This window comes from Ornithinimicrobium sp. F0845 (assembly GCF_023015765.1).
Classification (GTDB): Bacteria; Actinomycetota; Actinomycetes; order Actinomycetales; family Dermatophilaceae; genus Ornithinicoccus.
The window spans coordinates 63,755-88,414 of the sequence record NZ_JALKAL010000012.1 but is presented as its reverse complement, the minus strand read 5'-3'; the positions used below and the strand labels follow the sequence as shown (position 1 = coordinate 88,414).

The window sequence follows — 24,660 nt, the reverse complement described above, 5'->3', positions numbered from 1 at the left end:
CTGGCGCCCTTGATCACAGTGGGCCGCGGCAGGTCAGCGGCCCGGGCACCGGATCTCAGTCAGTCGTCATACTGCGCCTGGGTCCAGGGACAGGGCGACTCACAGGAGGCCGCGGTCGCGAGCCTCTCGCACGGCTGCCGATCGACTGTCGACGCCCAGCTTCTGATAGATGGAGCGGATATGGGACTTGACGGTGTTCCTGCTGACCGCCTCGGCCTCGGCGATCTCACTGACCGTCAGCAGTGAGGGGAGATCCCGCAGCACCTCGAGCTCCCGGGTGCTCAGGGTCTGCGTCAGGGCGGGGCCGGTGTCCCGGGGCCCGTGGTGCTCGAACAGGTGGGTGACGAAGGACTCCTCGGCCCCGAACCGGCCTCGGTGCCTCGCGAGCACGGCCTCGATGTCCGCCCAGGCGTCCATGAACGGCCGGACGTAGCTCTGGGGCGCAGACCAGTCGAGGGCGGCCCGCACCGCGTCAAATGCCCGGTGATCGTTGCCCTGCGTAGCCTCGAGCCCCGCGGCGAGCACCTGGGCATGGACGAGCGTTGTCGGCGCGTGCGCGGGGAGCGATCCCGCGAGCACCGGCGACAGGACCATCAGCGCGTCCCGGACCCGGCCCTTGGCAGTGAGCAGCTGTGCCCGCGCGGCGGCACCCTCTGCGGTGTCGGGCATCCGCTCCTGGATCCTCGCGACAGCAACCTCCGCCCACTCGGGGTGACCGACGCCGAGCGCGAGGCGGATCTCCTGCGGTGTCGCCTGGCTGACGAGCGCGGGCGACACCTGGTCGACCAGCGGGTCGTCCCAGATGGCGTGCATCTGCTGAGCAGCGGCTCGCCGTTCTGGACCGGACGAGGCCTCAAACGTGGCGACCGCGTGCATGGACCGGACCCCGACCTCCACCTCGACGTTGTTCACTCCGTCCAGGGCGAGGAGCCCGTTCTCGGCATGCCGAGCCTGGGCCTCGTGGTCCCCGGTCTGGAACGAGCTCCAGGACGCCATGAGGTAGGCATAGGCGAGCCTGGGCGAGTCCGCCCAGCCTCGGCGCTCCGCAAACGCGATCGCCAACTCTGCCCACTCCCGAGAGGCGCGGATGTCGCAGATCGCGCCGGTGATCCCCGCCATCTGCGCCAACGTCCACAGGACGAACTGGTCGTATCGATGTGCGCGGGCCAGCGCCAGGGCTCGCTCAAGATCGTGGAGGACACCCTGGTAGTCACCCGTGCGAATCCGGGCCGGCGCACGGTAGGCGAGCATGATCAGGTCCACGTCCCCCTCGCCGGTCTCTGCCAGATCAAGAATGCCGGTGGTGGTCAGTGCACCCTCGACGTCACCGCCCAGCAAGGCGCGTTGGACGATCGCCGAGGCCCGCATCGCGACGAGCCGCGGGTCGGAGGTGCTGGGAGTGACCGCCAACCTCGACAGCCACTGGTCAGTCGCGGCGAGATCACCGACATCGAGTGCGGCCAGAGCAGCGGCGACCCGCACAGACTCATCGGCCAAGAGAGGGGCACTCGGTCGGTCCCCGAGTGCGTCCAGGATCAGACCGCTCCGCCCGGACAGGACCATGCGCAGCCCGTGCCTGCGGAGTAGCGATCCGATCAGGTCGTCGTCAGCTGCCTGTGCGGCGTGGGTCAGGGCGACCGTCGGCTCGTCGTGCCGGTCGAACCAGTGAGCAGCCGCGAGATGTTGCCTGCGTGGAGCGTCGACGTCGTGGCCCCGGAGGGCCGCCATGAGATAGCCACGCAGCAGGCTGTGGTAGCGGTACCAGGACGACTCGCCGGCCTGGACGACGAGGGCGTTGCTCCGACACAGGCGGTCCAGCAGCTCTCCTGCGTCCTCGCGCCCGGACAGGTGTGCCGCCAGCTCGACGGAGATCTCCTCGGGGGCGCAGGTGGCTCGCAGGAACTCGACCAGGTCCTCCGCGAGATGCTGGATCACCTCGGCGAAAAGGTAGTCGGCGACCGCTCGATGGTCTCCTTCGAAGGCCGCGATGAACGCCGCTGGGCTCTCTGTCCCCTCGACCGACGTGGCGGCAAGTCGCAGACCTGCTGCCCACCCTTCAGTTCGAGCGACCAGACGCGCCACCTCGGAGGAGTTGAGGCGGGTCCCCAGCGCAGCGAAGAGGTCGGCCGCCTCAGCCTCGGTGAAGACGAGATCGGTGCTGACGACCTCGGCGAGCGATGCGTCCAGGCGCAGACGGTGGAGCGAGACCGTTGGCTCAGATCGGCCTGCCATGACGACTCTGAACTGGGCAGGTGCCTGTGTGAGCAGGACGTCAAGGCCGGCCAGCACGTCCTCGTCCTGCAGCACGTGCACGTCATCGAGCACCAGGCAGGCCGATCCCCACTCGACCACGACGTCGATCAGGGCGGTGATGAACCTGGGCTCGACGCCGTTCCTGGGTGGGCTCAGGGCATCGAGCCGAGCGGTCTCGGTCTCGGGGCCGGAGACCATGAGCGCCTCGATCACCGCCGACCAGAACTCGTAGGGCCGGTCGAGGAGCGGCTCCAGGGACAGCCACGCCACCGACTCCGCCCGGGCCTGCGCGCGGGTGGCCCAGTCGGCCAGGAGGAGGGTCTTGCCAGCGCCGGCCGGCGCACAGACGAGGGTGACGCGGCGGTGTCCGATCGCCTTCTCCACCAGGCGGTCGCGGCCGACCAGCACCTGGGAGAGGCTCGGGACGCGCAGCCTGGCGGGTGTGACGAAGGCGCGGTCCCCCGGAGAGTCGGACAACATTCGCGCAGCCTACTCACAACACAGGCTATTGCCCAGGCAACACCCGCGGAGTCTGCCTACTCACGACGAGCGCTGTTGCCCACCGGAATCCGCTTTCGTCCGCTGACCTCGTCCTCGCACGCCTTGCCTGGCTTGGTCACCTCACTCGTCCTGGAAAACAAGGCGGAGTGCCGCCTCCTGGTCGTGCGTCAGGTTGGTGAAGATGAGGTGGGGCTGCTGATCGGTGAAGGCGTCCCGCACCTTGTCGATGACGGCATCCGAGGTCATGACGAACAGGGCGGAGGTTCCGGGGGTGACCTGATCGCGCACCTTGTTGATGAACGAGTCGTCGATGCCCACATCCGTGAGTGATCCGCTGAGGGCGCCCGTCGCTGCCCCGACGGCGGCTCCCAGGAGCGGGACGAAGAAGATGAGTCCGAAGAGCATGCCCCAGAAGGTCCCTCCCAGAGCACCGGCTGCCGTCGTCGAGGTGAGCTGTTTCGTCTTCGGCTTCTTGGCCTCATCCTGCCAGGACACGACTGCGGCATCGTGGATCGTCACGACGTTCTCACGGCCGAGCGCCTGCAGGGTCTCGGACGCCTGGTGTGCGCCATCGGGTGAGTCGAACTTCCAGACGGTCAGCGTTGGCTGTGCCATGGTTCTCTCCTTCAGGTGGATCGGTTGATGTTGATCCCACTCTGGAACGGCACGCACGGTGGCTGCCTCACCCATTCCTGGTGAACGGCCGGACGCCACCTGATGGCCCATGCTGCGGCACCGGGAGCGGTGGCGCAGTCACCCAGCAGGCGCGCAGGAAGGTCACCCGGGGTGGGGGAGGCGTCGGGTGACAGGGGTGCCGCAGGGTCGGGACCGTCAGTCTTCTTCGCTGAGGTCTTCGGCACGAGCACGAGGAGTCACCATGAGCTATCCCACGGCGTCCGGATCGAGACCGCGCTCGGTCGACGCGGCACGGCTGTGGATGGGCGGAGCCGCTGCGGCGCTGGTCGCCCTGTTGGTTGCCGTGACCGGCATCCTGCTGATCAGGGGTGTCCTCGGCATCCCGATCCTCGCTCCGGAAGGAGCGGGGGTGTGGGGGAACGCCTCGCTGATGGGATATGCCGGAGCGGCGGCGTTCGCGACGCTGCTGGCCACGGCGCTCGCCCACCTGCTGGTCCGGACCACCCCACGGCCGATGCGGTTCTTTGGGTGGATCGTCGGCCTGGTGACCGTGATCGGCGTCGTCCTGCCGTTGAGCCTGGACGTGGACCTCGACGCGAAACTCGCGACCGCCACCCTCAACGGTGTGCTCGGCATCGCGATCTATACGCTCGTGTCGGCGGTCGCGCGCAGCACATCGCACTCCTGATGTGTTCGTGTCGCCACTCCTGATGTGCTTGTGTGGCGCACCCCTGACGTGCTCGTATCGCTGTGAGTGTTTCTGCAGCACCGGGTAGAACCCAGGCGACTCACCCGGGAGTGGGTGCTTTCTCGGTGACCAGGCCTGGGATCCAACAGATGCCCGCGCAGGGGGCCGCACAGTGCCGGGCGTCCCGGTGCACAGAGTCGCCCCGGCGGGGTGAGGCGAAGAGCGCCGATCTCCGGCATGCTGGTTGTCTGGACACACCATCTCGTTCAGAGGCGGCCTCCATCCGGGCCGGCGCGAAAGGGTGGAGTTCGTGGGGAGGCTCAATGTCGACGACAGAAAACCTGGCTGAAGAACCACCGGACGCGGCGCTCGCCAGCGAGAACGGCGAGTTCCCTCCCCGCCCGCCCACGGCGGGGTCCCCCTGGCTTCCGCGCGCCTACGTGCAGCGGACAAAGTTCTGGAGCCTTCTCGACAGCGCCACGTCGGCGGCCGTGACGATGGTGGTCGCCCCTGCTGGAGCTGGAAAGACGATGGGGGTCGCCGGATGGCTTCAGCACCGCGAGACCGGGGAGCATGCGATCTGGCTGGACGCGAGCAATGGTTGCAGTCTGAGGTCCTTGGAGCGCGCCTTGGAGGCAGCTGCGGGGGAGTCTGCTTCGTCGCCTCAACTGGTCGTGATCGACGACGCCCACCTGCTTCCGGGACCCTGCGTTCGCCAGATCGAGCAGCGTCTCAACCGCGAGCCGCACTCGATGCGGCTCCTCCTTCTGGCCAGATGGGACCTGGCGATCAGCCGGTTGGTTCCCGAGCTGCTCGGACACCTCACGGTCATCCGCGGGGATGCGCTCAGGCTGAGTGACAGCGAGGCGGCGTCGCTCATCCTGATCCATGCACAGTCGCGGGCTGCGGCCATTCGCCAGGTCATCATGGAGCGCGCCCACGGATGGTGCGCGGCAGTCGTCCTGGCGGCCCGAGCCGGTGCCCTTGCACGGGACGAGGCGGAGTTTGTGCGCGCTTTCCGCAGCTCGAGCATGGAGGTGACCGGCCTGGTTGCGCAGGAGGTGTTCGCGGGACTTCAGCCTCGCGAGAGGCACCTCCTGCTCTGCACCGCCATGGAGGGAGTTGTTACGGTCGCCTCCGCCACGGAGCTGACCCGAGACCCACGCGCCGGCGAGGTGCTCTCGGCGTTGGAGAGGACCGGCTTTCTGGTCTATCGGGTCTCTGAGGGGCCGTTCCCCGAGGATGACTCAAGCGTCGCTACCCGGTTCCGTCTGCATCCCCTCATGGCTGAGCTGGCTCGGCGGCGCCTCGCTGCGGGTGGGGTCGACGTCCAGCTGGCCCGCTCCACCGTGCTGCGTGCGGTCCGGCTCCAACTGGGGCAGGGGCAGGTCGAGGCTGGCCTACGGCGGCTTCTCGCGATCGGGGACCACGAGGCGGCCGCGGAGGTCGTCGCGACCCATGGGCCGCAGGTGCTGGCCCTGGAGGACGGGCGAATTCTCGACCAACTCGTGGCACACAGCGGCGGTGCCGTCGACGAACAGCCGCACGCCTGGGCCACCATCGCCTGTGCCATGCGGCTCCGGGGGGAGCGGGCCAGCGCGGTCCACTGGGCCGAACGTCTTCTGGCCCATGACGCCGCGCATCCGGGATCGATCTCACCTCTGCACACGACGTGTGTGCGTCTACTGTTGGCGCGGTTGGGTGCGCAGTCTGGCGAGTCAGCACTGGAGCATGCCCGCACGGTGATCGCTGACGACGCCACCCACCCTGCGCACGAGCACTTCCTCCCACTGGTGCTGCTGGAGATGGGGGTGATCGAGAACTGGGCTGGTGACCTGAAGCACGCCGAGGAGCACCTCAACCGAGCAGTGCTCGAGTGTCAGGCCGCCCAGCTGGACAGCCTCGCTCACGAGGCGAGGTCACACCTGGCGCTGACCGAGTTCATGGCGTCACGCGACCGGGCAGCCCATGATCTGGCCGAACAGGTGCTCTCCGGGGTGGCCCTCACCGGAGAGCCCGACTCACCTGTGGCTGCACGGGCCGAGGTTGTGCGTGCACTCGTGCGGCTGCAGTCACTGCCACGGCCGGATGCCGACGGTGAGGAGCCGAAATCCGCCGAGCGCCCGGCTGCAGCTGTGGTGGGCGAACTCATCAACAGCGCCGTGGTCGATGATCTCGCAGGCCGGTTCTGGCGGCGCATGCTGCTCGCGCGCACGGCCCTCCTGCAGGGTTCGATCGCGGATGCGCAGTCCTTCCTTCAACGTTCTCCGGAGAGTCTCGGCCTGCCGCAGCACCTGAAGAGGGGCTTCCTGGTCGAACAGGCGAGACTGAGCATCCTGACCCTTGATCAGGAGCATCTCCGCGAAGCCTCGCGCGACTTCCGTCGCGGCGGGGCGACCGGTGAGAGCCTCTGGGCCGAGGCCGCCCTCGCAGACCTCCAGGGGGACGTTCGGCGTGCTGCCGACCTCTATGAGGCGGCGAGTCGGTCGGTCACGGTGCGGCAGCCGTCCGTCCGGGAGACCAGCATGGTCTGCGCCGCGCAGCTCTACCACTACCGGGGAGACCAGGACCGAGCCAGGAGTCTGCTTGAGGCGGCACTCGTCCTGGCTGAACAGCGCGGTGATGTCACCCCCTTCCTGGGCTGGAGCACGCACGGGACCGCTGTCGGTTCCCTGCTCAAGGACCTGCACCGGACCAGGACCACCTGGACGCGCGACCTCAGCGCGGCATGCGCCAGCAGTGCGGGCATCGCCGCCTCCATGCGTCCGCGCGTCGCAACGGCCCAGGAGCTGGGCTCGGTCGATGAGCTCGTGGTTGCTCCCTCGCTCAGTCCTCGGGAGCAGGAAGTGCTCGGCGAACTTGCCCGCGGGGCGACCTATGCCGACATCGCGAGGAACCTGTTCGTGAGCGAGAACACGGTCAAGACGCACGTGTCCAACGTCTACGTCAAGCTCTCGGCCAAGCGCCGCAGTGAGGCTCTGGCGACGGCTCGCAAGCTTAACCTGCTGTGAGGTGTCCGGGTCGTGGTGCCGTCAGGGTCAGAGGCGACCCGGACGAGTGAGCGGTTGGTCCGGCGGTGGCCAGATGACGGCGCCACGCTCTCCCCGGGAGGTCAGCAGACGGTCAAGCTCCGTGGCGACACGAGAACACACCTGTGGCCCTGCCTCGGGCTCATGCCAGAACCGGAGGGTGAACGTCCGCCGGGTCGGTTCACTGGCGGTCAGCAGGGCATGCGGGGGTGGGGTTGGCAGGACGCCCTGCACCGGGAGCAGTGCGGCGGCCAGCGTCTCGCCGTCGAGCGGTGCGTCCAGCCCGGCGGGGTCGCGCGGCACGCGGACCTCGACCTCCGCCCGAAGTCTGCCACGCACCGACAGGTTGGTGAACGGATCGTCGAGGACCGATCGGTTGGGGACGTGCAGTGTCCGGCCGTCGTTGACCTCCAGCACCACGGTGCGGGTGTTGAGGTCGGACACGTGGCCCCGGACGCCAGCGAGGTCGACGTAGTCACCGAGGCGGATGGCTCGGCGTGCCTGGATCACCAGGCTGGCCCCGAGATTGTCGGCGATACCTCGCGCCATGAGCGCGGCCGCCCCGAGCAGCAGCAGAGTGGCCACTAACACCGGCTGGATGTCGGCACCCAGGATGCTGAGCAGGACACCAGCGCCAACGAGGAGCACCGCGTACCTCACGACACGGGCAGCCTGCAGGGCCACGTCCTCATGAAGCCCTTGCATCCTCCCGGCGAGCCGCAGGGTGGCACGCGCGGCGTATCGCGCGGCGAGCATCGTGGCCACGACGGCCACCAGGCCCCACACCAGGGACGCGACCGTGATGTTCAGGTTATCCACGGGCGCTGGCAACCAGGACTGGCTCGGGAGCAGGTTTCGAGTGACCATGACATCCCTTCCCGGTGACGTGCTGCTCCGAGCATCCTCTGAGAACGCTGGTGTCGGCCTCGCCCAATTCCGGTGAGCCGCTGCGGGCCGCCGTGGGCTAGCGTCACAAGCCTCGGACACACTCGCCGGGGAACCTAGCGCAGTGAAGGGTGCAGCGTGATGAGGCTACTGATCCGGGTGGATGGTGAGATCTCGGACGAACTCGGTGAAGCCTTTCCACACCTCGTCCGACGAACCCAGCGTGCGCAGACCACCATGGTCGGTGACCTCACCGATCAGGAAGAACTTCAGGGGATCCTCAACCTGCTGCACTCTCTGGGCGTCACGGTCATCGACGTCGTGACGATCCCCGAGGAGTGAACGGTGCGGGTCACTCCGCGGGGCTGAACACGGGGTCCCACTCGCGAGACATACTGACCGTGGTCCATCCCTGTCGACCGGCGACCGCGGTGATCGGCTCCTGACCGTCGAGGGAGACGGCCTCGCCCACGTAGGCGAACTCCCGCTCCGCGTCGTCATGGTCGATCAGCAGGGCGAACCCGGGGTGCCTGCCCGAGGCGGCCCACTCCAGCATCTCCCGATCGCCGGCGGAGTTGCCGGCTGCGAAGATGGGTCGCCGCCCGAGCTGCGTCTGGATGTTGGAGACCTTGATCTCTCCCTCGTTGACACCACCGAGAAGCTGGGCGGTGCGCACGAGCTGCGGACGTCCCTCAGGGTCGCGGGTGAAGGTGTAGTCCACGAGGGTGCCCACGACGAGCTCCGCGGGCACGCCGTAGAAGTCCTCCGAGATGGCTCGAACGAACTCGGTGCCGCCCCCGGTGACGATGCCGATGGTGAAGTCGAGATCCCGCAGCGCCTCCATCAGCTCCAGCATGGGCTGGTAGACCATCGACCTGAGCGGCCGTCCGAGCGTCGTGTGACGGGCGGTCGCGGCGAAGGACCGCACCTCGGCCGCGAACTCCTCCGGCGTCTGCCCCTCGAACAGGCCAGCGAGCGCGAGCGCGATCCGGGGCAGACCCAGGGCCGCGACGCGCCCCTGGTCCCCGGACAGCAGGGCCGCGAACTCCTCCCTCTCGCCGAGCGCGGTGTCATCGGCCACGCGCCGGCGTAGCGCGTCGAGATAGAAGTCGAACTGCGCGTAGGTCGGTCGCTCGCACCACAGGGTGCCGTCGTTGTCGAAGTAGGCCACCCGATCGGCGACCGGGACCGTGCGGCACTGATCCAGGAAGGAGACCAGCGCGTCACGGGTGGTCCCGGGACGCCAGGACGGAAGAAGGGTCGTTGTCGTCAACGCGGAGTCTCCTCAGCTGCGGGGTTCGGCGGCTTGGCGGGTCGGATGCACCGAAAACCGACGTGGCTCATACCGGTGTCGATCATCTGGGGGCGTCGGGCGGCAGGTCTGTAGCGCAGGCAGTAGCTGTCTGCGCAGAGGTGTGAGCCGCCCTTGATGACCTTGCGGGGGACGGTGAACTGCGGCTGGCGCGTGTCCCGGCTGCCCTCGAGATCTCCGCCCCGCGGGTTGGCCGGCACGCAGCAGGCATGCTCCGCGGGGGCAGGATGCCGCTCGGTCCACCAGTCTGTGGTCCACTCCCAGACGTTGCCGGCCATGTCGAGCAGGCCGTAACCGTTGGCTGGGAAGGAACCGACGGGAGCCGTGCGGAGGAAGCCCGACTCACCCGTGGAGCGCCACGGGAAGTCGGGTCCGTCCCAGGTGTTGGCCATGACCCGACCATCGGGTCGCGCTTCGTCCCCCCAGGTGAAGGCTGCTCCCTCCAGTCCTCCACGCGCGGCATACTCCCACTGCGCCTCGGTCGGCAGATCAGCCCCGGCCCACCGGGCGTAGGCCGTAGCGTCCTCGTAGGCGATGTGCACGACGGGGTGCTCCAGGCGTTCGCCCAGGCCGGACCCTGGGCCCTCCGGGTGCTGCCAGCTGGCCCCGGGTGTCCAGGTCCACCACTGGCTCAGGTGCCGCAGGTCGACCGGACCCGGAGTCGGTGTGAACACCATCGACCCTGGCACCAGGTTCTCCGGCGGCGCCGCGGGGAAGTCCTGGGGATCCAGCGGCCGCTCCGCCACGGTGACGTACCCCGTGGCGGCGACGAACACGGCATACTGGCGGTTGGTGACCTGGTGGCGGTCGATCGTGAACGCCTCGACGCGCACCGGGTGCGCGGGAGCCTCCTCCGGATAGTGGTCGTCGGAGCCCATGAGGAACTCTCCACCCTCCAGGAGGACGGCGGACTCCACCGAGGTATCGAGCCCGCTCACGCGCTCAGCACGCCCGCCTTGAGCTTCTCCATCACCTTCTCGAGGTTGAAGGCAGCGGGCTCCTGGCGGACGGGGAACTCGGCGAGCGTCTGTGCCATCTTGGCGACGTAGGCCTGCGCCGGCACGAGCAGGAAGACGTGGTCGAGCATCCAGTCGTAGTAGCTGTTCGACGTGATGTCCGCACGCTCGAAGGGGTCGGTGCGCAGGTTGTAGATCTTGGGAACGCGGAGCTCCACGTAGGGGTCGACCCACACCTGGAGCGTCCCGGTGGCGCGCTGCTCCATGAACATGATCTTCCAGTTGTCGAACCGCAGGGCGGTCAGGTCGCCGTCATCCGAGACATAGAAGTAGTGCCTGCGAGGACTCTCATCGGCCTGGCCGGTGATGTAGGGCAGCTGGTTGTGCCCGTCGAGGTGGACCTTGTATGTCGTGCCGTTGAGGTCGGCTCCCGCCTTCAGCTGGTCTGCGATGTCAGGAGTGCCGGCCGCGTCAAGCAGGGTGACAAACCAGTCGTTGTGGCTGACGATGCCGTTGAGCACGGTTCCCTCGGGGACGTGGCCGGGCCAGCGCACCGCACAGGGGACCCGGTAGGCCCCCTCCCAGTTGGAGTTCTTCTCGTTGCGGAAGGGGGTCATCCCGGCATCGGGCCAGGAGTTCATGTGCGGCCCGTTGTCCGTGGAGTATATGACGATCGTGTTGTCGGCGATGCCGAGCTCGTCGAGCTTGTCCAGGAGCTCGCCGACGATGTCGTCGTGGTAGCACATCGCATCGTGGTACTCCGACTGCCACCGACCGGCCCGTTCCCTGTCCTCGTCTCGGATGTGCGTGCGGAAGTGCATGTGGGTGGAGTTGAACCACAGGAAGAAGGGCGTGTCTGACTCGTGCTGGCGGTTCATGAAGTCGACGGCCGCGTCGCGGAACTCCTCGTCGCAGGTCTTCATGCGCTCCTTGGTCAGCGGCCCGGTGTCCTCGATCCGCTGGGTGCCGTCGGGATTGACCCACGAGCGGATGACGCCGCGCGGCCCGTACTGCTCATGGAAGCCGGGGAAGTCCTCTTCAGAGGGATAGTCACGGAGTTCCGGCTCCTCCTCGGCGTTCAGGTGGTAGAGGTTGCCGAAGAACTCGTCGAAGCCGTGGGCGGTCGGGAGGAACTCGTCCCGGTCGCCGAAGTGGTTCTTGCCGAACTGCCCGGTCGCATAGCCGTGGGCCTTGAGCGCTGTGGCGATTGTGGGATCCTCGGCACGCAGCCCGATGTCGGCGCCGGGCATCCCGACCTTGGTCAGGCCGGTGCGGTAGGGGTTCTGGCCCGTGATGAAGGCGGCGCGGCCAGCGGTGCAGCTCTGTTCGCCGTAGTAGTCGGTGAACCGGACACCCTCCTCCGCGATCCGGTCGATGTTGGGGGTGCGATAGCCCATGAGGCCGTCGGAGTAGCAACTCAGGTTGGTGATCCCGATGTCATCTCCCCAGATGATCAGGATGTTCGGCTGGTCGGCCATGGCGTCCTCTTCCCGTGCACTAGTGCTCACGCCACGCATGGAGCTGGGGGCGAGCGTGACTCTGACCCTTGCAACGCTAGATTCGCTCAGGGCGGGAGCGTGTCACCCAAGCCGGGTGAAATCAGCCCGCGCCGTCCTGGCGGAGCGCGGCCAGTGCGGCGCGGCTCGTGGGGAACTCGGTGACGTCCTCGAACAGCCCGAAGTGCTCCAGCTGGCCCCGCAGCTCGGGTCGGACGCGGGTATAGGCCACGGTGATCTGCTGGTCGCGGAGCCAGGTGAGGGTGCCGTCCCACGCTTCCGCGCCGGTGACATCGACATCCGTCACGGCCTCGAGGTCGAACACGAAGGCCTCGACGGGGTTGGGTGCGTCGGCGACCATGGAGCGCACCGTGCTGCTCAGGACCCCGCTGTTGGCGAAGAAGACGGGTGCTGCGAACCGCATGATGACGACCCCGGGCGCCGTCTCACCGCCCTCAGCCGCCTCCTGCAGCGAGACCTGGGGGTCCAGGTCTCCGTGGAGGACGTCGACGGGCGGGTTGGCCGATCGCTGGGCCAGGTTGACCAGCGAGATCACGAACGCGAGGAGGATGCCACGGATGGGACCCAGGACCAGGACGCCGAGGAAGCAGGTGAGGGCGACGGCGAACTCGAACTTCGAGAGCCGCCACAGCTCACGGAGCTCGCCGACGCCCAGCAGCTTGAGCACCGCGACGGCGACGATGGCCCCGATCGCCGGGGAGGGGATGTCGGCGAGGAGCGCGGTGCCGAACAGAAGCAGGAGGAGGCTACCCACCGCCATCACCAGGGTCGGCAGCTGCGTGCGCGACCCGGTCTGGTCCATCGCTGCCGTGCGTGATGTCGAGGACCCGACGGTGAACGAGCTGGAGACACCCGCAGCGACGTTGGCGGCGCCGAAGGCCGCCAGGTCGCGGTTCGGGTCGGTGGGATAGTCATTCTTCTCCGCGTAGGAGCGGATCACCAGCAGGCCCTCGGCGACGGTCACCATGGTCAGGGCGAGCGCCGAGGGGATGAGCGCCAGCCAGATCGACCAGTCGAGGACCGGGAGTGCGAACCGGGGTGGACCGGCAGGGACCTCACCCAGGACCGCGACCCCCCGCTCAGCCAGGCCCAGCGCGACGGTCAGAATGGTCGCCGCTACCAGCACGATGAGGGCCCAGGGCACGGCCGGAATCCGTCGTCCGAGCAGCAGCACGGCGAGGGAGGCAGCACTCACGACGACCGACCAGAGGTGAGCGTCAGGGATCTTGGTGATGAGATCGATGACCTCGACGAAAAAGCCCTCACCCTCGGTCTGGACGCCCAGCATCTTGGCGGCCTGACTGAGCATGATCTCCGCCGCCAGTCCACCCACGAACCCGATGAGGATGGGTTTGGACAGGAAGTTGGCCAGGAATCCGAGCTTGAAGTAGGCACAGAGCAGGAAGAAGACTCCACCCAGGATCGCCTGCGCGGCCGCCATCGCGGCGTAGTCGTCGCTGCCTGCCACCGTGAGACCAAGCAGGGAGGACGCCACCAGGGCAGCCGCTGCCGCGTCGGGTGAGGCGATCAGCTGGCGGGAGGAGGTCATCAGCGCGAACACGATGGAGGGCACGACCAACGCGTAGAGACCGGCCGTCGGGGGGAGACCCGCGATCTGTGCGTAACCGATGTTGAGGGGCACGGCGATGGCCAGCAGAGTCACCCCGGCCATCAGCTCCTGGGTGAGATTGTCCTTCCGCAGGCCGGGCAGCAGGCCTCGTGTCGTCTGAGACAGATTCACGGCCCCAGTGTGACAGTGCGTGCCGACCCAGGACAGTGATTAGCACCGAAATCACCCGTTGCGGATGAAGCTTCGGCGCCTCCCGTCACGCGCGCGGGACCGTGGGGGTGGCGAGCAGTCGATCGAGGCGCTCGCGCAACGGGGCATGTCGTTCCGGTGGAGCGATCGCCAGCAGGTCCTGCAACAACAACTCCACGCGGGCATGGACCGTGGGATCGTGCGTGCTGTAGTGCGCGACCTCGTCAACGCCGACCACGAGGAAGTCCTCCCAGGAGGGGAACGGCAGCCGCACTCTCGCCACGCCACTCTCATCGGTGATGGTGCCGAGTTGCAGTTGCTTGTCAGCCACCTGGGCGAGCAGGTCGTAGATGCAACCCAGCACCTGCACGCAGGTGGCTGGGTCATTGATAGAGATCGACAGGGCCCGGTTGGAGATGTCGTTCAACAGCCGGAAGGCCAGCAACGGGTCCTGCGCGAAGGCCCTGTCGCTGCCGGTCGTGAGTGCGCCCAGGATGTCGCACTCGGTGACCGGATGGTCGGCGCGGACGACAGCGAGCACCAGGCCGCGTCGCACCTCCTGGCCAGGGACCGCTCGCAACTCGATGAGGACGTCCATCTCCGTGGCCAGACTGAGCAGCCTCGGCAGGTCGACCTGGAGGAGCAGTGTGGTCGGTCGCTGCCACCGCAGTTCCCACGCAGTCGGCGGCCCCGCCTGGTCAGCGGCGTCGCTGTGGAAGGCGGTCTTGTAGAGCGAGGTGATGACCTCCTGCCCCCGCGTCCTCACCTCTTCCATGATGGAGTTGAACTGCAGCAGTCGCAGAGCGCGCAGCTGGATCGCCCGTGACATGGCCAACGAGGCCACGAGCAGAGTGATGGCGACGGCGGGGACCAGGATCGTCACCGTGTCATCGCCGGTGCCGGTGATCATCCCTGCGACGAGGCAGTAGGCGAACACCGCCGTGAAGAAGCCGAAGGTGTGCCAGACCATCGGGTCGTCCCGGAAGATGGTGAGCCGTGGGCTCACGGACGTGTTGCCGTACTGGATGACGAGGAACAGCAGCGAGAAGACCAGGGCGATGAACGAGATGAACCCGCCGGCGGCCCCGAACAGCATCGGGGTGACCGTGGTGCGTTCGATCGTGGGTCCGGCGTCCACCTCCGGCAGGAGGACACCGAGCGTGGTGCCTCCGATGAGGTAGAGAGCCTGGACGATCCCAGTGCGAAGTCGCCGCCGGTGCCTCAGCGCCTGAAGCAGGTTCTGATCACGCCCTCGTCGCTGCCACGCCCGCAGGGAACGCTGCCCGGTGGCGTGTGTCTCGCGAACGGCCTCTGGCCCACCGCCCACCTCCACGGTCAGGATCCGAGGATGCGTGCCTTCTGCGCCTCGAACTCCGCCTCGGTCAGGATCCCCTGACTCTTGAGCGCACCAAGGCGCTCCAGCTCGGCGATGACGTCCGGACCAGCTGGTGCCGCAGGCTGGGGTGGCGCCGCCTGGGGCGGGGGTGCAGCGGCAGCCGCTGCCTGCTGGGCCTCGTAGGCCTGTGCCTCCTGAGCCTGTGCTGACCTGGCTTGCTGTCGCCGTGCCACGTTCCCGCTCACAGCGCTCGCGGTGCCGGCGATGACGGCCGTCCTCGCAGCGGTGCCGATGAGCCCGGGACGTCCAACCCTGACCGGTCTGCGCATCAACATGTCCTACTCCTCCTCGTTGTCAAGGGAGGCGATCGCCTCTGCCGCACGTGCGGCGTCCATGCGCTCGTGCGCCACAAGCACGCCTCCCGCGCCCTGGATGGCGCTCACGAGCCCTCGGGCCCAGGTGTTCTCCCACAGGATGACAGCAGCAGTGGTGCCGGGATCGAGACCCTCGGCCACGAGACCGAGGTCCTCATCGCTCAGCAGCCCGCTGACCTCACCGTCCAACGTATCGAAGGCACCCCGCAGCTCGTCGTCGAGATCGGCCAGCTCGATCGCCAGCGTGTCGCCGGCGTCGTCCTTGGTGACCAGGGCGACGTCGAGGAGAGACACCACGCCGCTGTCGACCAACTCGCCGACGGCAGGGATGATCTCGCCCTTGAACTTGCTGCCCGGGAAGGCCAGCACCACCAGCTCCACGGGGCCTACCACGGTATCCATGTCTCGCTTCTCCCATTCGTCGACGGCTCAGTGACCTGCCTCGTCATCGTAGGAATGGACCGATCCGGGCTGACTCACCCGTTGAGGGGGATATCTCAACCCTGGCGGCACGTCATCGTGGGGATGGGTCTCGAACTCGCCCATCCAGGGGGAGGTCGGTTCGCCACGCGGGTGTGATTCTGCTGGTAGCCACGCTGCCGCTCAGAGGAGGAGACCATGGGTGAGGCCATCGGTGGGGTCCTGGGGTTTGCCGTCGGCGTGGCGATCAGCCCGGTCCCGATCATCGCGGTGATCCTGATGCTGTTCTCCGCCCGTGCGGCCGGGAACGGCTTGTCCTTCCTCCTCGGCTGGGTGGGTGGCCTGGCGCTCATCTCTGCCGTGGTGCTGGCGATCGGCCTGGAGAGCGGCGACGAGGACTCCGGTGGTGGCATCGTCAAGGTCGTCATCGGCGTCCTCTTCCTGTTCCTTGCGCTCAAGCAGTGGCGAGGCCGTCCGGCCGAGGGCGAGGAACCGGCGATGCCGGCCTGGATGGCCAAGATCGACGAGTTCACACCGATCAAGGCCCTCGGGCTGGCCCTGCTGCTCTCGTCCGTCAATCCCAAGAACCTCGGTCTGACGATCGCCGCAGCCTCGACGATCGGCGGTGTCGGACTCGCCGTGGCGCAGGAGGTGGTCGCTGTCGGGCTCTACGTGATCCTCGCGTCGCTCACCATCATCGTTCCCGTCGTGAGTTACCTCGTTGCCCGTGAGGCGATGACGCCCGCCCTGGACTCCATGAAGGGTTGGCTGACCGCACACAATGCGACGGTGATGGCCATCCTGTTCCTGGTCCTCGGTGCCAAGGTCCTGGGAGACGGCATCGTCCTGCTGTCCAGCTGAGAAGACCGTCGGCCGGCCCCTGCCGGGGGCACGGCGCCTGAGAGCATGGTCGACGTGCGCGACATCACCTCAGAGCTCTTCGACGCGGTCCTCTTCGACAACGACGGCACGCTGATCGACTCACGGGGACCCGTGGTGCGCTCCTGGCTCGCCTGGGCGGCCGACCACGGCGTGCCCGCTCAGTCGCTGGTCGGGTTCCACGGTGTGCCCAGCAGCGGCATCGTCGCCGCGGTCGCGCCGCACCTGGACCCCGTCGCTGCCACGGCTGACATCGACCGCCGCGAACTGGAGGACCTCGAGGGCGTCATCGCGCTGCCGGGGGCGGTGGAGGCGGTCGCAGCGGCGGGCTGGCGCGGAGCGATCGTCACCTCCGCCAGCCGAGCACTGCTCACGGCCCGTCTGGACGCTGCCGGGTTCACCCCTCCCGAGGTCATGGTGACCGCCGACGACATCACACGGGGCAAGCCGGACCCGGAGCCCTACCTGATCGCCGCGCAGCGCCTGGGAGCGGATCCCGCCCGGTGCCTCGTCGTGGAGGACGCCCCCGCCGGCCTGCGCTCCGGTCGCGCCGCCGGGGCTGCCACCATCGCCGTCGTCACCACGTCACCGGCCCCGGAGCTCGAGCCCCTGGCGGACCTGGTCGTCGGCGACCTGTCCGCCCTGGCGGTCACCCTCACCGACGAGGGCGTGCGCGTCACCCTCCGGGACTGACAGTCCCTGCTTGTAGGGTGCAGTCCGGCGGGTCCGTCAGCGGGACCCCACCCCCTCAGGCGAAGGAGCCCGTGTGCTGATCGGCGTCCCCACCGAGTCCCAGGCCGGCGAGACGCGCGTGGCCGCGACACCCCAGACCGTGGGGCGGCTGATCGCCCTGGGGCACGAGGTCACCGTGCAGCGAGGTGCCGGCGAGCGGGCCAGTTATCCCGACGAGCAGTATGCCGAGGCCGGGGCTGCCCTCGACCCCGGCCCGGGGGTCTGGGGTGCAGATCTGGTGATCAAGATCGATGCGCCGGACGAGGACGAGGTCTCCCGGCTGCGCCCGGGGGCGATGCTCGCCACCCAGCTGAGTCCGGCGCAACGACCGGAGCTTCTCGAGGCGCTGGCAGCACGGGGGGTCACCGCCCTGGCGATGGACGCGGTGCCGCGGATCTCGCGAGCCCAGTCCCTGGACGTCCTCTCCTCGATGACGAACATCGGTGGTTACCGCGCCGTCGTGGAGGCGGCCCACGAGTTCGGGTCCGTCTTCACCGGTCAGCACACCGCGGCTGGCTCCGTGCCGCCGGCCAAGGTCTTCGTCATCGGCGCCGGGGTCGCCGGGCTGGCGGCGATCGGCACCGCCAGCAGCCTCGGGGCCGTCGTCCGCGCCTTCGACATCAGGCCCGAGACCCACGAACAGGTCGAGTCGATGGGGGCCGACTTCGTCCAGATCGACCTCTCGGACCAGTCTGCGAGCAGCGACGGCTATGCCCAGGTGATGGGGGAGGACCTGGAGCGTCGCGCGATGGAGGTCTACGCGCGGGAGTGCGCGCAGGCCGACATCGTGATCACCACCGCCCTCATCCCGGGTCGGCCGGCACCGGTCCTGGTCACGGCCCAGACGGTCGACGCGATGCGTCCGGGCAGCGTCCTGGTGGACATGGCCGCCCGCAACGGTGGCAACTGCGCGCTCACCGAGCCGGGCAAGGTCATCACCACGCACAGCGGGGTCAAGATCGTCGGCTACACCGACCTGCCCGCGCGGCTGCCGACCCAGGCCTCCCAGCTCTACGGCACCAACGTCGTCAACCTGGTCACGCTGCTCACCCCGGACAAGGACGGCCAGGTCGTCCTGGACCTCGAGGACGAGGTCCAGCGCGGGCTGACCGTGACCCACGAGGGAGAGGTGCTCTGGCCACCACCACCGGTGACCGTGTCCGCCTCACCACCACCCCAGGCGGAGACGCCGCCGGCTGGTGCCGCACCCGTTGAATCCACTCCCCGGGACCCGCGCCGCGGCTACGTCGCGATGGGCCTGGCGGCCGTGCTCTTCGCACTCGTCGCCAGCGTGTCCCCACCCTCCTTCCTGGGGCACTTCACGGTCTTCGCCCTCGCGGTGATCGTCGGCTTCTACGTGATCAGCAACGTCACCCACGCCCTGCACACCCCGCTCCTCGCCGAGACCAACGCGATCAGCGGCATCATCCTGGTCGGGGCGATCCTGCAGGTCGGCAACGAGGACCTCCTGGTGCGGTGCCTGGCCCTCGCCGCCACGGTGGTCGCCAGCATCAACGTCTTCGGCGGCTTCGCGGTGACCGGTCGGATGCTGCGGATGTTCCGCCGGGAGGAGGCGGCGTGACCCTCAACCTGGTGCAGGCGGCCTACATCATCGCGGCGGTCCTGTTCGTCCTCTCCCTGGCCGGCCTGTCCAAGCACGAGACCGCCCGGCGCGGTAACGTCCTGGGCATCATCGGCATGACCGTCGCCCTCGGGGCCACGATCTGGCTGGCTGCCGACCGGGCCAGCAACCCCGGCCTCACCCTGGCTCTGATCGCGGCGGCGATGGCCGTCGGTGCCAGCATCGGCCTGTGGCGGGCGAGGGTCGTGGAGATGACCGGCATGCCTCAGCTCATCGCGCTGCTGCACAGTTTCGTCGGCATCGCCGCTGTGCTCATCGGCTACAACGCCTACCTTGCGCCAGGACCGCTGACCGGATCCGAGGAGACCATCCACCTGGCCGAGGTCTTCCTCGGCATCTTCATCGGTGCGGTGACGTTCACCGGCTCCGTGGTGGCCGCGCTGAAGCTCAGTGGCCGGATCAACGCCAACCCCCTGATGCTGCCCCGACGGCACCTGCTCAACCTGATCGCCCTGCTGGCCTCCGCCGGCCTGCTGGTCTGGTTCGTCGTCAGCCACGCCCTCGTGCCGCTGCTGCTGATGACGGTGATCGCGCTCGCCTTCGGCTGGCACCTGGTGGCCTCCATCGGCGGCGGCGACATGCCGATCGTGGTCTCGATGCTCAACAGCTACTCCGGGTGGGCGGCTGCCGCGGCGGGCTTCCTGCTGGGCAACGACCTGCTGATCGTGACCGGTGCGCTGGTGGGCTCCTCCGGTGCGATCCTGTCCTACCTCATGTGCCAGGGGATGAATCGCTCCTTCATCTCCGTCATCGCCGGTGGGTTCGGCACCGAGGGCGCGACCTTCGAGGGTGACCAGGACTACGGCGAGCACCGCGAGACCAGCGCCGCCGAGGTGGCCGAGCTGCTGCGCACTGCCTCGTCCGTGGTGATCACCCCTGGCTACGGCATGGCGGTCGCCAAGGCGCAGTATCCCGTCGCCGACCTGACCGCCCGCCTGCGCAAGCAGGGCGTGGACGTGCGCTTCGGCATACATCCTGTGGCTGGGCGGCTGCCCGGGCACATGAACGTCCTGCTGGCTGAGGCGAAGGTGCCCTACGACATCGTGCTCGGGATGGACGAGATCAACGACGACCTCCCCGAGACCGACGTGGTCCTGGTGATCGGCGCCAACGACACGGTCAACCCCGCCGCGGTCGACGAGCCGGGCTCGCCGATCGCGGGGATGCCGGTGCTGGAGGTGTGGAAGGCCCGGGACGTCGTGGTGCTCAAGCGGTCGATGGCCAGCGGTTATGCGGGAGTGCAGAACCCGCTCTTCTTCCGGGACAACACCAGGATGCTGTTCGGCGACGCCAAGGAGGTCGTCGAGGAGGTCGTCAAGCTGCTCTGAGTCGACGGTGGGTTGGCGTCGCCGACCGACGGTGCCGGGAAACCGGTTGTGCCCTTCGCGGCCCTCGGACATCCTCGGGACATGACGAGCACGCAGCAAGCCAACGGCTGGATCCCGGTGCGCCGCGAGGACGGCGAGCTGATCGGGTTCCTCGCCGAGGACTCCTCGGGGTGGCAGCCCCGGACCGTCTTCGGGCACCCCATCGGTGAGGTGGGCGAGCGCGAGGCTGCCGAGGACCGGTTGCACGCGATCGGCATGAGCTACCTCGCCGAGAAGTGGGAGGTCCGCGACGGTGCCGACTGGATCGGGGTCCAACTGGTGGAGGCCTCCCCGACGCGTGTCACGGTGCAGCTCGTCGACTTCTTCGACCATGCCGACCGCTACGGCGAGCGGCAGACGCTGGTCGCGCCCGTCGGTCCAGACCGGTTGCGCCTGGCGTGAGGGTGCGCGGCGCGGGGGTCGGCCGCGCCCTCTCGGTCGGGGGCCGTCAGTCAGGCCTGGCCGGGGTAGTAGCCGAGTCGGGCGAGAGGCTCGACGAGCTGGTCCTCCTCGTAGGACAGGTGGGAGAGCAGGGTGTCGCTGAGGGCGTCGACGGCCTCGTCGAGGCGGGTGAAGTCATCGGGCTCGGCGACGAACTCCACCAGGGCGCGGTCGACCTGCTCGATGACGTCGTGGATCACGACGTGCTCCTGCTCGAGCCTGTCCAGCACCGGGACCAGGTCGCGCTCGGCGGTGCGCAGGTGCGGGAAGACCGAGGCGTCCTCCAGGCCGTGGTGCTGGGTGACGGTGGCGCAGTAGCGGGAGCAGTAGGCGCCGAGCGTCCAGTTGTTCTGCTTCATCGTCATGTCGTTCATCGCCGAGCGGGCGCTGCCCACGTCCATCGTGGCGTTCTTGACCTGCTCGATGATGGAGCGCACCTGGGTGAGCTCGGATCGGAGCATGTCGTGCACGTCGATCAGGTGCTTGCCCATCTGGGCGGCACGGGCGGTGTAGGTGACCTCCGGACCGGACTCCGTCCGGCGGGGGCGGGTCGACTCGTCCCACGGCATGGACGCGCCCAGGCGGGTCCCGTCGTCGGGCGTGGGGTGCACGCCGAGCCGGTCGTACTGGCTGTCACCGGTCGCCGTCGCCGTGGTCTCGGTCGTGGTCACGATCCGGCCTGCAGCGTCGCTCTCCGGCGCCGCACCCGGGGCGTCGGCGGGGGAGACCTGCGCGTCGGCAAACTGCCGTGCGGTGGCGACCAGCTCACGCACCGCGGGAGCGACCTCCTGACCGAACACCTGGATCGCGTTCGGGTCGTCGGCGGCGAGGATGAAGGTGCCGATGCCGAAGTCCAGCGCGAGCTCGGTCAGCCGCTCGACCCACGCGTCCGTGCCGCCACGGGGCGGCGTGATGTTCAGCAGCCGGCGGATGTCGCGCGGGTCCCGTCCTGCGGCGTCGGCGGACTCGTCGATGATCGCGTTGCCGGTGGTCAGGTCGTCGTCGGACTTCAGGTAGCCCTCCGAGGGGAGCCATCCGTCCGCCAGGCGCCCGGTGACCCGCAGCATGCGCGGCTTGTAGGCGCCCAGCCAGATGCCGACGTCGTGGGCGGGTGCGGGGCCCCGCTTGGCCCCCACGGCCCGGTGGAACTCGCCCTCGACGCGGAGGACGGAGGTGTCGTCGGCCGCCCAGATGCCCCGGATGATGGCGATCGCCTCTTCCAGCGCCCGCACCGATTCGCCGGGCGTGAGACGCTCTGCACCCATGGCGACCATGGCGTCCCAGAAGGAGCCGGTGCCCAGTCCCAGCTCGAACCGGCCGTTGCTCAGCAGGTCGAGGCTGGCGGCGGAGCGGGCCAGCACGGCCGGCGGACGCAGTGGCAGGTTCGCGACGTTCGGTGCCAGGTGAACCCGTTCGGTGCGCGCCGCGACGTAGCTGAGGAGCGTCCAGGTGTCCAGGAAACCCGGCTGGTAGGGGTGGTCCTGGAAGGTCACCAGGTCCAGGCCGGACGCCTCACTGAGCTGAGCGAGCGTCACCGCCTGCTGAGGCTGCTGGTTGGTCGGGGTGTGGAAGGTGCCGAACTGCAGTTCGTGGCCGTAGTCGGTCATGCGGCTGTGGAGGCGTCGGGGCTCATGACGTGGCCAACCAGCCGGCGTCCGAAACTAATCCCGGGTTGAGATCGCCGCGACCCCGTCCGCGGCAGTCGGGTGGACCCGTCCGTGTGCTGCGAGCTGCTGGTGCCACTCGGTCCGCTCGGCGACCGCTGCTGCCCGTGCCGGGAGGCCGGCGACGTGGAGCACCACACCCCGGCCGGACAGGTGCCGGTCGAGTTCGGCCAGCGCGTCCAGGACGGTGATGCTGATGGCTTCGACCCGGCTCAGGTCCAGGACGACCGCGCGCGCGAGAGGTGTTGCCGAGACGATCTCCTCGACCGCGGCCAGGTTGCCCCGCACGTTGGCGGTGTAGAGCCCCTGCGCCACGGTCAGCACCAGCACCTGCTGCTCGGCCTGCTCGGTGATGATGCGCGGCTGGTTGAGCTCGCGCAGGACCAGTGCGAGCGTGACCGCAACGCCGACCGCGACCGCGGCAAGCAGACCGATGGTCAGCCCGACGAGTGCCACTCCGACCGCCACCCAGAAGTCCATCGGGCTGATCCGGGCCCAGCGAGCCAGCTCGGGGAGGTCGATCAGGCCTATGACGGCGACGAACACGAGGGCCGCGAGGGTGGCCTGGGGCAGCTGGCTCACGACCGGTCCCAGGAACAGGGCGACCAGGATCGCCAGCACCACCGTGACCAGGGTCGAGAGTTGCGTCCTGGCGCCAGCACGCTGGTTGACGGCACTCTGGGAGAAGCCACCCGCGGCAGGCATCGCGGTGAACAGGGCACCGGCGACATTGGCCGCTCCGACGGCCCGCAGCTCCTGGTCGGCGTCGACCGGGGGCTCCGTGGTCCTGCGGATCGCGCGTGCGACCGCTGCCGACTCGAGGAAGGCCATGATCGCGATCGCGAGGGCGCCGCCGAGGAGCTGTGGCAGCAGGTGCAGGTCAGGCAGTGTCGGCAGCGGCAGCCCTGAGGGCACCGGGTCGATGAGGGCAACTCCTCGCTCGGGAAGCCCTGTCCACGTCGCGAGGCACACTCCGGCGAGCACGACCAGGAGCGTCCCGGGTGTCCGTGGTGCGTAGCGGTTGAGCAGGATCAGGACCGCGATCGATCCGAGGGAGAGCCACAGCGTGGGGACGTTCACGGTGTCGAGCGCGTCGCCGGCTCCGACAAGGGATCGGAAGAAGCCGTGTCCCGAGAAGGTGCTGGTCTCACCGAGTATGGCGGGCAGCTGGCCGACCGCCACGGTCGCGCCGACACCGATCTTGACACCGAGCACGGTCGCTTTGCTGATGTTCTCCACGAGTGTCCCGAGCCGGAGCAGCCGTGCGAGCAGCAGGATGCTGCCGGTCAGCAGGGTGAGGGTGACCAGCGAGCCGAGCGCGTCCTCAGAGCTGGCCGCAACCCCCGCCGAGACCAGCGTCGTGGCCGTCAGCGTCGCGATCGTCGAGGTCGTTGACACGCTCATCGCCCGGGAGCCGCCCAGCAGGGCGTAGACGAGCATGGGGACGATGCACGTGTACAGACCGACCTGGACCGGCAGGTGGGCGATCGTGGCGTAGGCCATGGCCTGCGGGATCACGACGGCCCCGGCCGACAGTCCACCCAGCACGTCGGGGACAACCCAGGCTCGTTGGTATCCCGCCAGGGACGGCACCAGCCAGCCGGCCCTGGCCGACGGTGCCTCTGGGCTCACCAGCCGTCCTCGCCGGCGACGGTGTGTGCGTGGGTCTCCACCGACCCAGCGTAGCGGTCCTACGACGCCGTCTGCGCGAACCGAGCCTCGTCATGGCGGGTCCCCGCGGTCAGTCTGCCCACGCCGACCTCCGCGTCAGTGCGTCGACGCGGCCCACTCGTCCAGCGCCTGCTGCACCTGCTCGTCCGTGCGCTGCTCGGTGCGGCACATGATCGTCCAGCGCACGCCGAAGGGGTCCTGGATCGAGGCGAACAGGTCGCCGGTCACCCCGAAGTCCGCCGGCTCCTCACGCACCCGGGCTCCCCTGTCGCGGGCGAGGGCGACCGTCGCGTCGACGTCCGGGACGTAGATCGCGATGCTGAAGCGTGACTCGTCGGAGGTGGGGTCGTTGGCCACGGCGTGGTAGTCCTCGTGCGGGTCCATCAGCTGGAGCCGTCCGTCGCCCACCTGCAGCTCGGCGTGCAGCACGGTGCCCTCCGGTCCGTCCATCCGGGACGTGACCGTGCCGCGGAACACGTCCTCGTAGAACGTGATGGCCCGTGCGGCGGGGGAGACGACGACGAGGGGGGTCAGGGTGGTGTAGCCGTCCGGCTGGTAGCGCGTGCTCATGTCAGTCATCGTGCCTACGCTCGGAGTC

21 protein-coding genes are annotated in these 24,660 nt (G+C 68.8%); 8 read left to right on the top strand and 13 right to left on the bottom strand.

Annotation, left to right across the window (positions count from 1 at the left end; translation table 11 throughout):
* Nucleotides 1-99 precede the first annotated feature (99 nt).
* Nucleotides 100-2,733, bottom strand: a complete 2,634-nt coding sequence (locus MWU75_RS15695) for a LuxR C-terminal-related transcriptional regulator (protein ID WP_247092558.1) — start codon at nt 2,731-2,733, stop codon at nt 100-102.
* A gap of 141 nt (nt 2,734-2,874) precedes the next feature.
* On the bottom strand, nt 2,875-3,369 hold the full coding sequence (locus MWU75_RS15690; protein ID WP_247092550.1) for a DUF1269 domain-containing protein: 495 nt from the start codon (nt 3,367-3,369) through the stop codon (nt 2,875-2,877).
* A 262-nt stretch (nt 3,370-3,631) separates the two neighbouring features.
* Between MWU75_RS15690 and MWU75_RS15685 the strand changes: the two genes are divergently transcribed.
* Nucleotides 3,632-4,078, top strand: coding sequence for a DUF6069 family protein (locus MWU75_RS15685; protein ID WP_247092544.1), 447 nt, complete (start codon nt 3,632-3,634; stop codon nt 4,076-4,078).
* 752 nt (nt 4,079-4,830) lie between these two features.
* On the top strand, nt 4,831-7,089 hold the full coding sequence (locus MWU75_RS15680) for a LuxR C-terminal-related transcriptional regulator (RefSeq protein ID WP_247092542.1): 2,259 nt from the start codon (nt 4,831-4,833) through the stop codon (nt 7,087-7,089).
* A gap of 27 nt (nt 7,090-7,116) precedes the next feature.
* On the opposite strand, the gene MWU75_RS15675 is transcribed toward MWU75_RS15680, so the two are convergent.
* The gene (locus MWU75_RS15675; protein WP_247092541.1) at nt 7,117-7,926 is read right to left on the bottom strand and encodes a mechanosensitive ion channel domain-containing protein; all 810 of its coding nucleotides are present in this window, start codon (nt 7,924-7,926) and stop codon (nt 7,117-7,119) included.
* Between the two features lie 225 nt (nt 7,927-8,151).
* On the opposite strand from MWU75_RS15675, the gene MWU75_RS15670 reads away from it, so the two are divergent.
* Nucleotides 8,152-8,334 carry a hypothetical protein gene (locus MWU75_RS15670; RefSeq protein WP_247092540.1) on the top strand — a complete coding sequence of 61 codons (183 nt, stop codon included), beginning with the start codon at nt 8,152-8,154 and terminating at the stop codon, nt 8,332-8,334.
* Nucleotides 8,335-8,344: 10 nt separating this feature from the next.
* Here MWU75_RS15670 and MWU75_RS15665 read toward each other — a convergent pair whose 3' ends face one another.
* From MWU75_RS15665 to MWU75_RS15635, 7 genes are all read right to left on the bottom strand, one after another.
* Nucleotides 8,345-9,265 (bottom strand): HAD family hydrolase, encoded by a 921-nt coding sequence (locus MWU75_RS15665; protein ID WP_247092539.1) that lies wholly within the window; start codon nt 9,263-9,265, stop codon nt 8,345-8,347.
* Complete coding sequence (locus tag MWU75_RS15660; RefSeq protein WP_348647792.1) at nt 9,262-10,242, bottom strand: formylglycine-generating enzyme family protein; 981 nt, start codon at nt 10,240-10,242, stop codon at nt 9,262-9,264. Before MWU75_RS15660 ends, MWU75_RS15665 begins: the two co-directional genes overlap by 4 nt.
* Nucleotides 10,239-11,738 carry an arylsulfatase gene (locus MWU75_RS15655; protein WP_247092538.1) on the bottom strand — a complete coding sequence of 500 codons (1,500 nt, stop codon included), beginning with the start codon at nt 11,736-11,738 and terminating at the stop codon, nt 10,239-10,241. The genes MWU75_RS15660 and MWU75_RS15655 overlap by 4 nt, the downstream gene beginning before the upstream one ends.
* A 121-nt stretch (nt 11,739-11,859) precedes the next feature.
* Nucleotides 11,860-13,518, bottom strand: a complete 1,659-nt coding sequence (locus MWU75_RS15650; RefSeq protein WP_247092537.1) for a SulP family inorganic anion transporter — start codon at nt 13,516-13,518, stop codon at nt 11,860-11,862.
* Nucleotides 13,519-13,603: 85 nt separating this feature from the next.
* Nucleotides 13,604-14,863 (bottom strand): DUF2254 family protein, encoded by a 1,260-nt coding sequence (locus MWU75_RS15645; protein WP_348647793.1) that lies wholly within the window; start codon nt 14,861-14,863, stop codon nt 13,604-13,606.
* An 8-nt stretch (nt 14,864-14,871) separates the two neighbouring features.
* Nucleotides 14,872-15,207: an SHOCT domain-containing protein gene (locus MWU75_RS15640; protein WP_247092535.1), complete on the bottom strand. Its 336-nt coding sequence runs from the start codon at nt 15,205-15,207 to the stop codon at nt 14,872-14,874.
* A gap of 3 nt (nt 15,208-15,210) precedes the next feature.
* Nucleotides 15,211-15,648 carry a DUF6325 family protein gene (locus MWU75_RS15635; protein ID WP_247092534.1) on the bottom strand — a complete coding sequence of 146 codons (438 nt, stop codon included), beginning with the start codon at nt 15,646-15,648 and terminating at the stop codon, nt 15,211-15,213.
* A gap of 216 nt (nt 15,649-15,864) precedes the next feature.
* Here MWU75_RS15635 and MWU75_RS15630 point away from each other — a divergent pair, with 216 nt between their 5' ends.
* The 5 genes from MWU75_RS15630 to MWU75_RS15610 all read left to right on the top strand — a co-directional run bounded on the left by MWU75_RS15630 (nt 15,865) and on the right by MWU75_RS15610 (nt 20,688).
* Nucleotides 15,865-16,527 carry a GAP family protein gene (locus MWU75_RS15630; RefSeq protein ID WP_247092533.1) on the top strand — a complete coding sequence of 221 codons (663 nt, stop codon included), beginning with the start codon at nt 15,865-15,867 and terminating at the stop codon, nt 16,525-16,527.
* 54 nt (nt 16,528-16,581) lie between these two features.
* Nucleotides 16,582-17,238 carry an HAD-IA family hydrolase gene (locus tag MWU75_RS15625; RefSeq protein WP_247092532.1) on the top strand — a complete coding sequence of 219 codons (657 nt, stop codon included), beginning with the start codon at nt 16,582-16,584 and terminating at the stop codon, nt 17,236-17,238.
* A 73-nt stretch (nt 17,239-17,311) separates the two neighbouring features.
* Nucleotides 17,312-18,859: a Re/Si-specific NAD(P)(+) transhydrogenase subunit alpha gene (locus MWU75_RS15620; protein WP_247092531.1), complete on the top strand. Its 1,548-nt coding sequence runs from the start codon at nt 17,312-17,314 to the stop codon at nt 18,857-18,859.
* On the top strand, nt 18,856-20,247 hold the full coding sequence (gene pntB, locus MWU75_RS15615) for a Re/Si-specific NAD(P)(+) transhydrogenase subunit beta (RefSeq protein ID WP_247092529.1): 1,392 nt from the start codon (nt 18,856-18,858) through the stop codon (nt 20,245-20,247). Before MWU75_RS15620 ends, pntB begins: the two co-directional genes overlap by 4 nt.
* Before the next feature lie 81 nt (nt 20,248-20,328).
* A complete protein-coding gene (locus MWU75_RS15610; RefSeq protein ID WP_247092527.1) occupies nt 20,329-20,688 on the top strand; it encodes a hypothetical protein in 360 nt (119 codons plus the stop codon).
* A gap of 50 nt (nt 20,689-20,738) precedes the next feature.
* Here MWU75_RS15610 and MWU75_RS20380 read toward each other — a convergent pair whose 3' ends face one another.
* The 3 genes from MWU75_RS20380 to MWU75_RS15590 all read right to left on the bottom strand — a co-directional run bounded on the left by MWU75_RS20380 (nt 20,739) and on the right by MWU75_RS15590 (nt 24,632).
* Nucleotides 20,739-22,334: an LLM class flavin-dependent oxidoreductase gene (locus tag MWU75_RS20380; RefSeq protein WP_348647791.1), complete on the bottom strand. Its 1,596-nt coding sequence runs from the start codon at nt 22,332-22,334 to the stop codon at nt 20,739-20,741.
* A gap of 54 nt (nt 22,335-22,388) precedes the next feature.
* The gene (locus tag MWU75_RS15595) at nt 22,389-24,023 is read right to left on the bottom strand and encodes a SulP family inorganic anion transporter (protein WP_247092525.1); all 1,635 of its coding nucleotides are present in this window, start codon (nt 24,021-24,023) and stop codon (nt 22,389-22,391) included.
* A gap of 135 nt (nt 24,024-24,158) precedes the next feature.
* Entirely contained in the window at nt 24,159-24,632 is a 474-nt protein-coding gene (locus MWU75_RS15590; protein WP_247092516.1) for a VOC family protein, read from the bottom strand.
* Nucleotides 24,633-24,660 lie beyond the last annotated feature (28 nt).

Excerpts from the sequence above, each read along its gene's own strand:
- MWU75_RS15685 (WP_247092544.1), top strand. The coding sequence starts at position 3,632 with ATGAGCTATCCCACGGCGTCCGGATCGAGACCGCGCTCGGTCGACGCG.
- MWU75_RS20380 (WP_348647791.1), bottom strand. The coding sequence starts at position 22,334 with ATGACCGACTACGGCCACGAACTGCAGTTCGGCACCTTCCACACCCCG.
- MWU75_RS15590 (WP_247092516.1), bottom strand. The coding sequence starts at position 24,632 with ATGAGCACGCGCTACCAGCCGGACGGCTACACCACCCTGACCCCCCTC.
- MWU75_RS15680 (WP_247092542.1), top strand. The coding sequence starts at position 4,831 with ATGCGGCTCCTCCTTCTGGCCAGATGGGACCTGGCGATCAGCCGGTTG.
- MWU75_RS15640 (WP_247092535.1), bottom strand. The coding sequence starts at position 15,207 with ATGTTGATGCGCAGACCGGTCAGGGTTGGACGTCCCGGGCTCATCGGC.
- MWU75_RS15655 (WP_247092538.1), bottom strand. The coding sequence starts at position 11,738 with ATGGCCGACCAGCCGAACATCCTGATCATCTGGGGAGATGACATCGGG.
- MWU75_RS15690 (WP_247092550.1), bottom strand. The coding sequence starts at position 3,369 with ATGGCACAGCCAACGCTGACCGTCTGGAAGTTCGACTCACCCGATGGC.
- MWU75_RS15695 (WP_247092558.1), bottom strand. The coding sequence starts at position 2,733 with ATGTTGTCCGACTCTCCGGGGGACCGCGCCTTCGTCACACCCGCCAGG.
- MWU75_RS15630 (WP_247092533.1), top strand. The coding sequence starts at position 15,865 with ATGGGTGAGGCCATCGGTGGGGTCCTGGGGTTTGCCGTCGGCGTGGCG.
- MWU75_RS15635 (WP_247092534.1), bottom strand. The coding sequence starts at position 15,648 with ATGGATACCGTGGTAGGCCCCGTGGAGCTGGTGGTGCTGGCCTTCCCG.
- MWU75_RS15610 (WP_247092527.1), top strand. The coding sequence starts at position 20,329 with ATGACGAGCACGCAGCAAGCCAACGGCTGGATCCCGGTGCGCCGCGAG.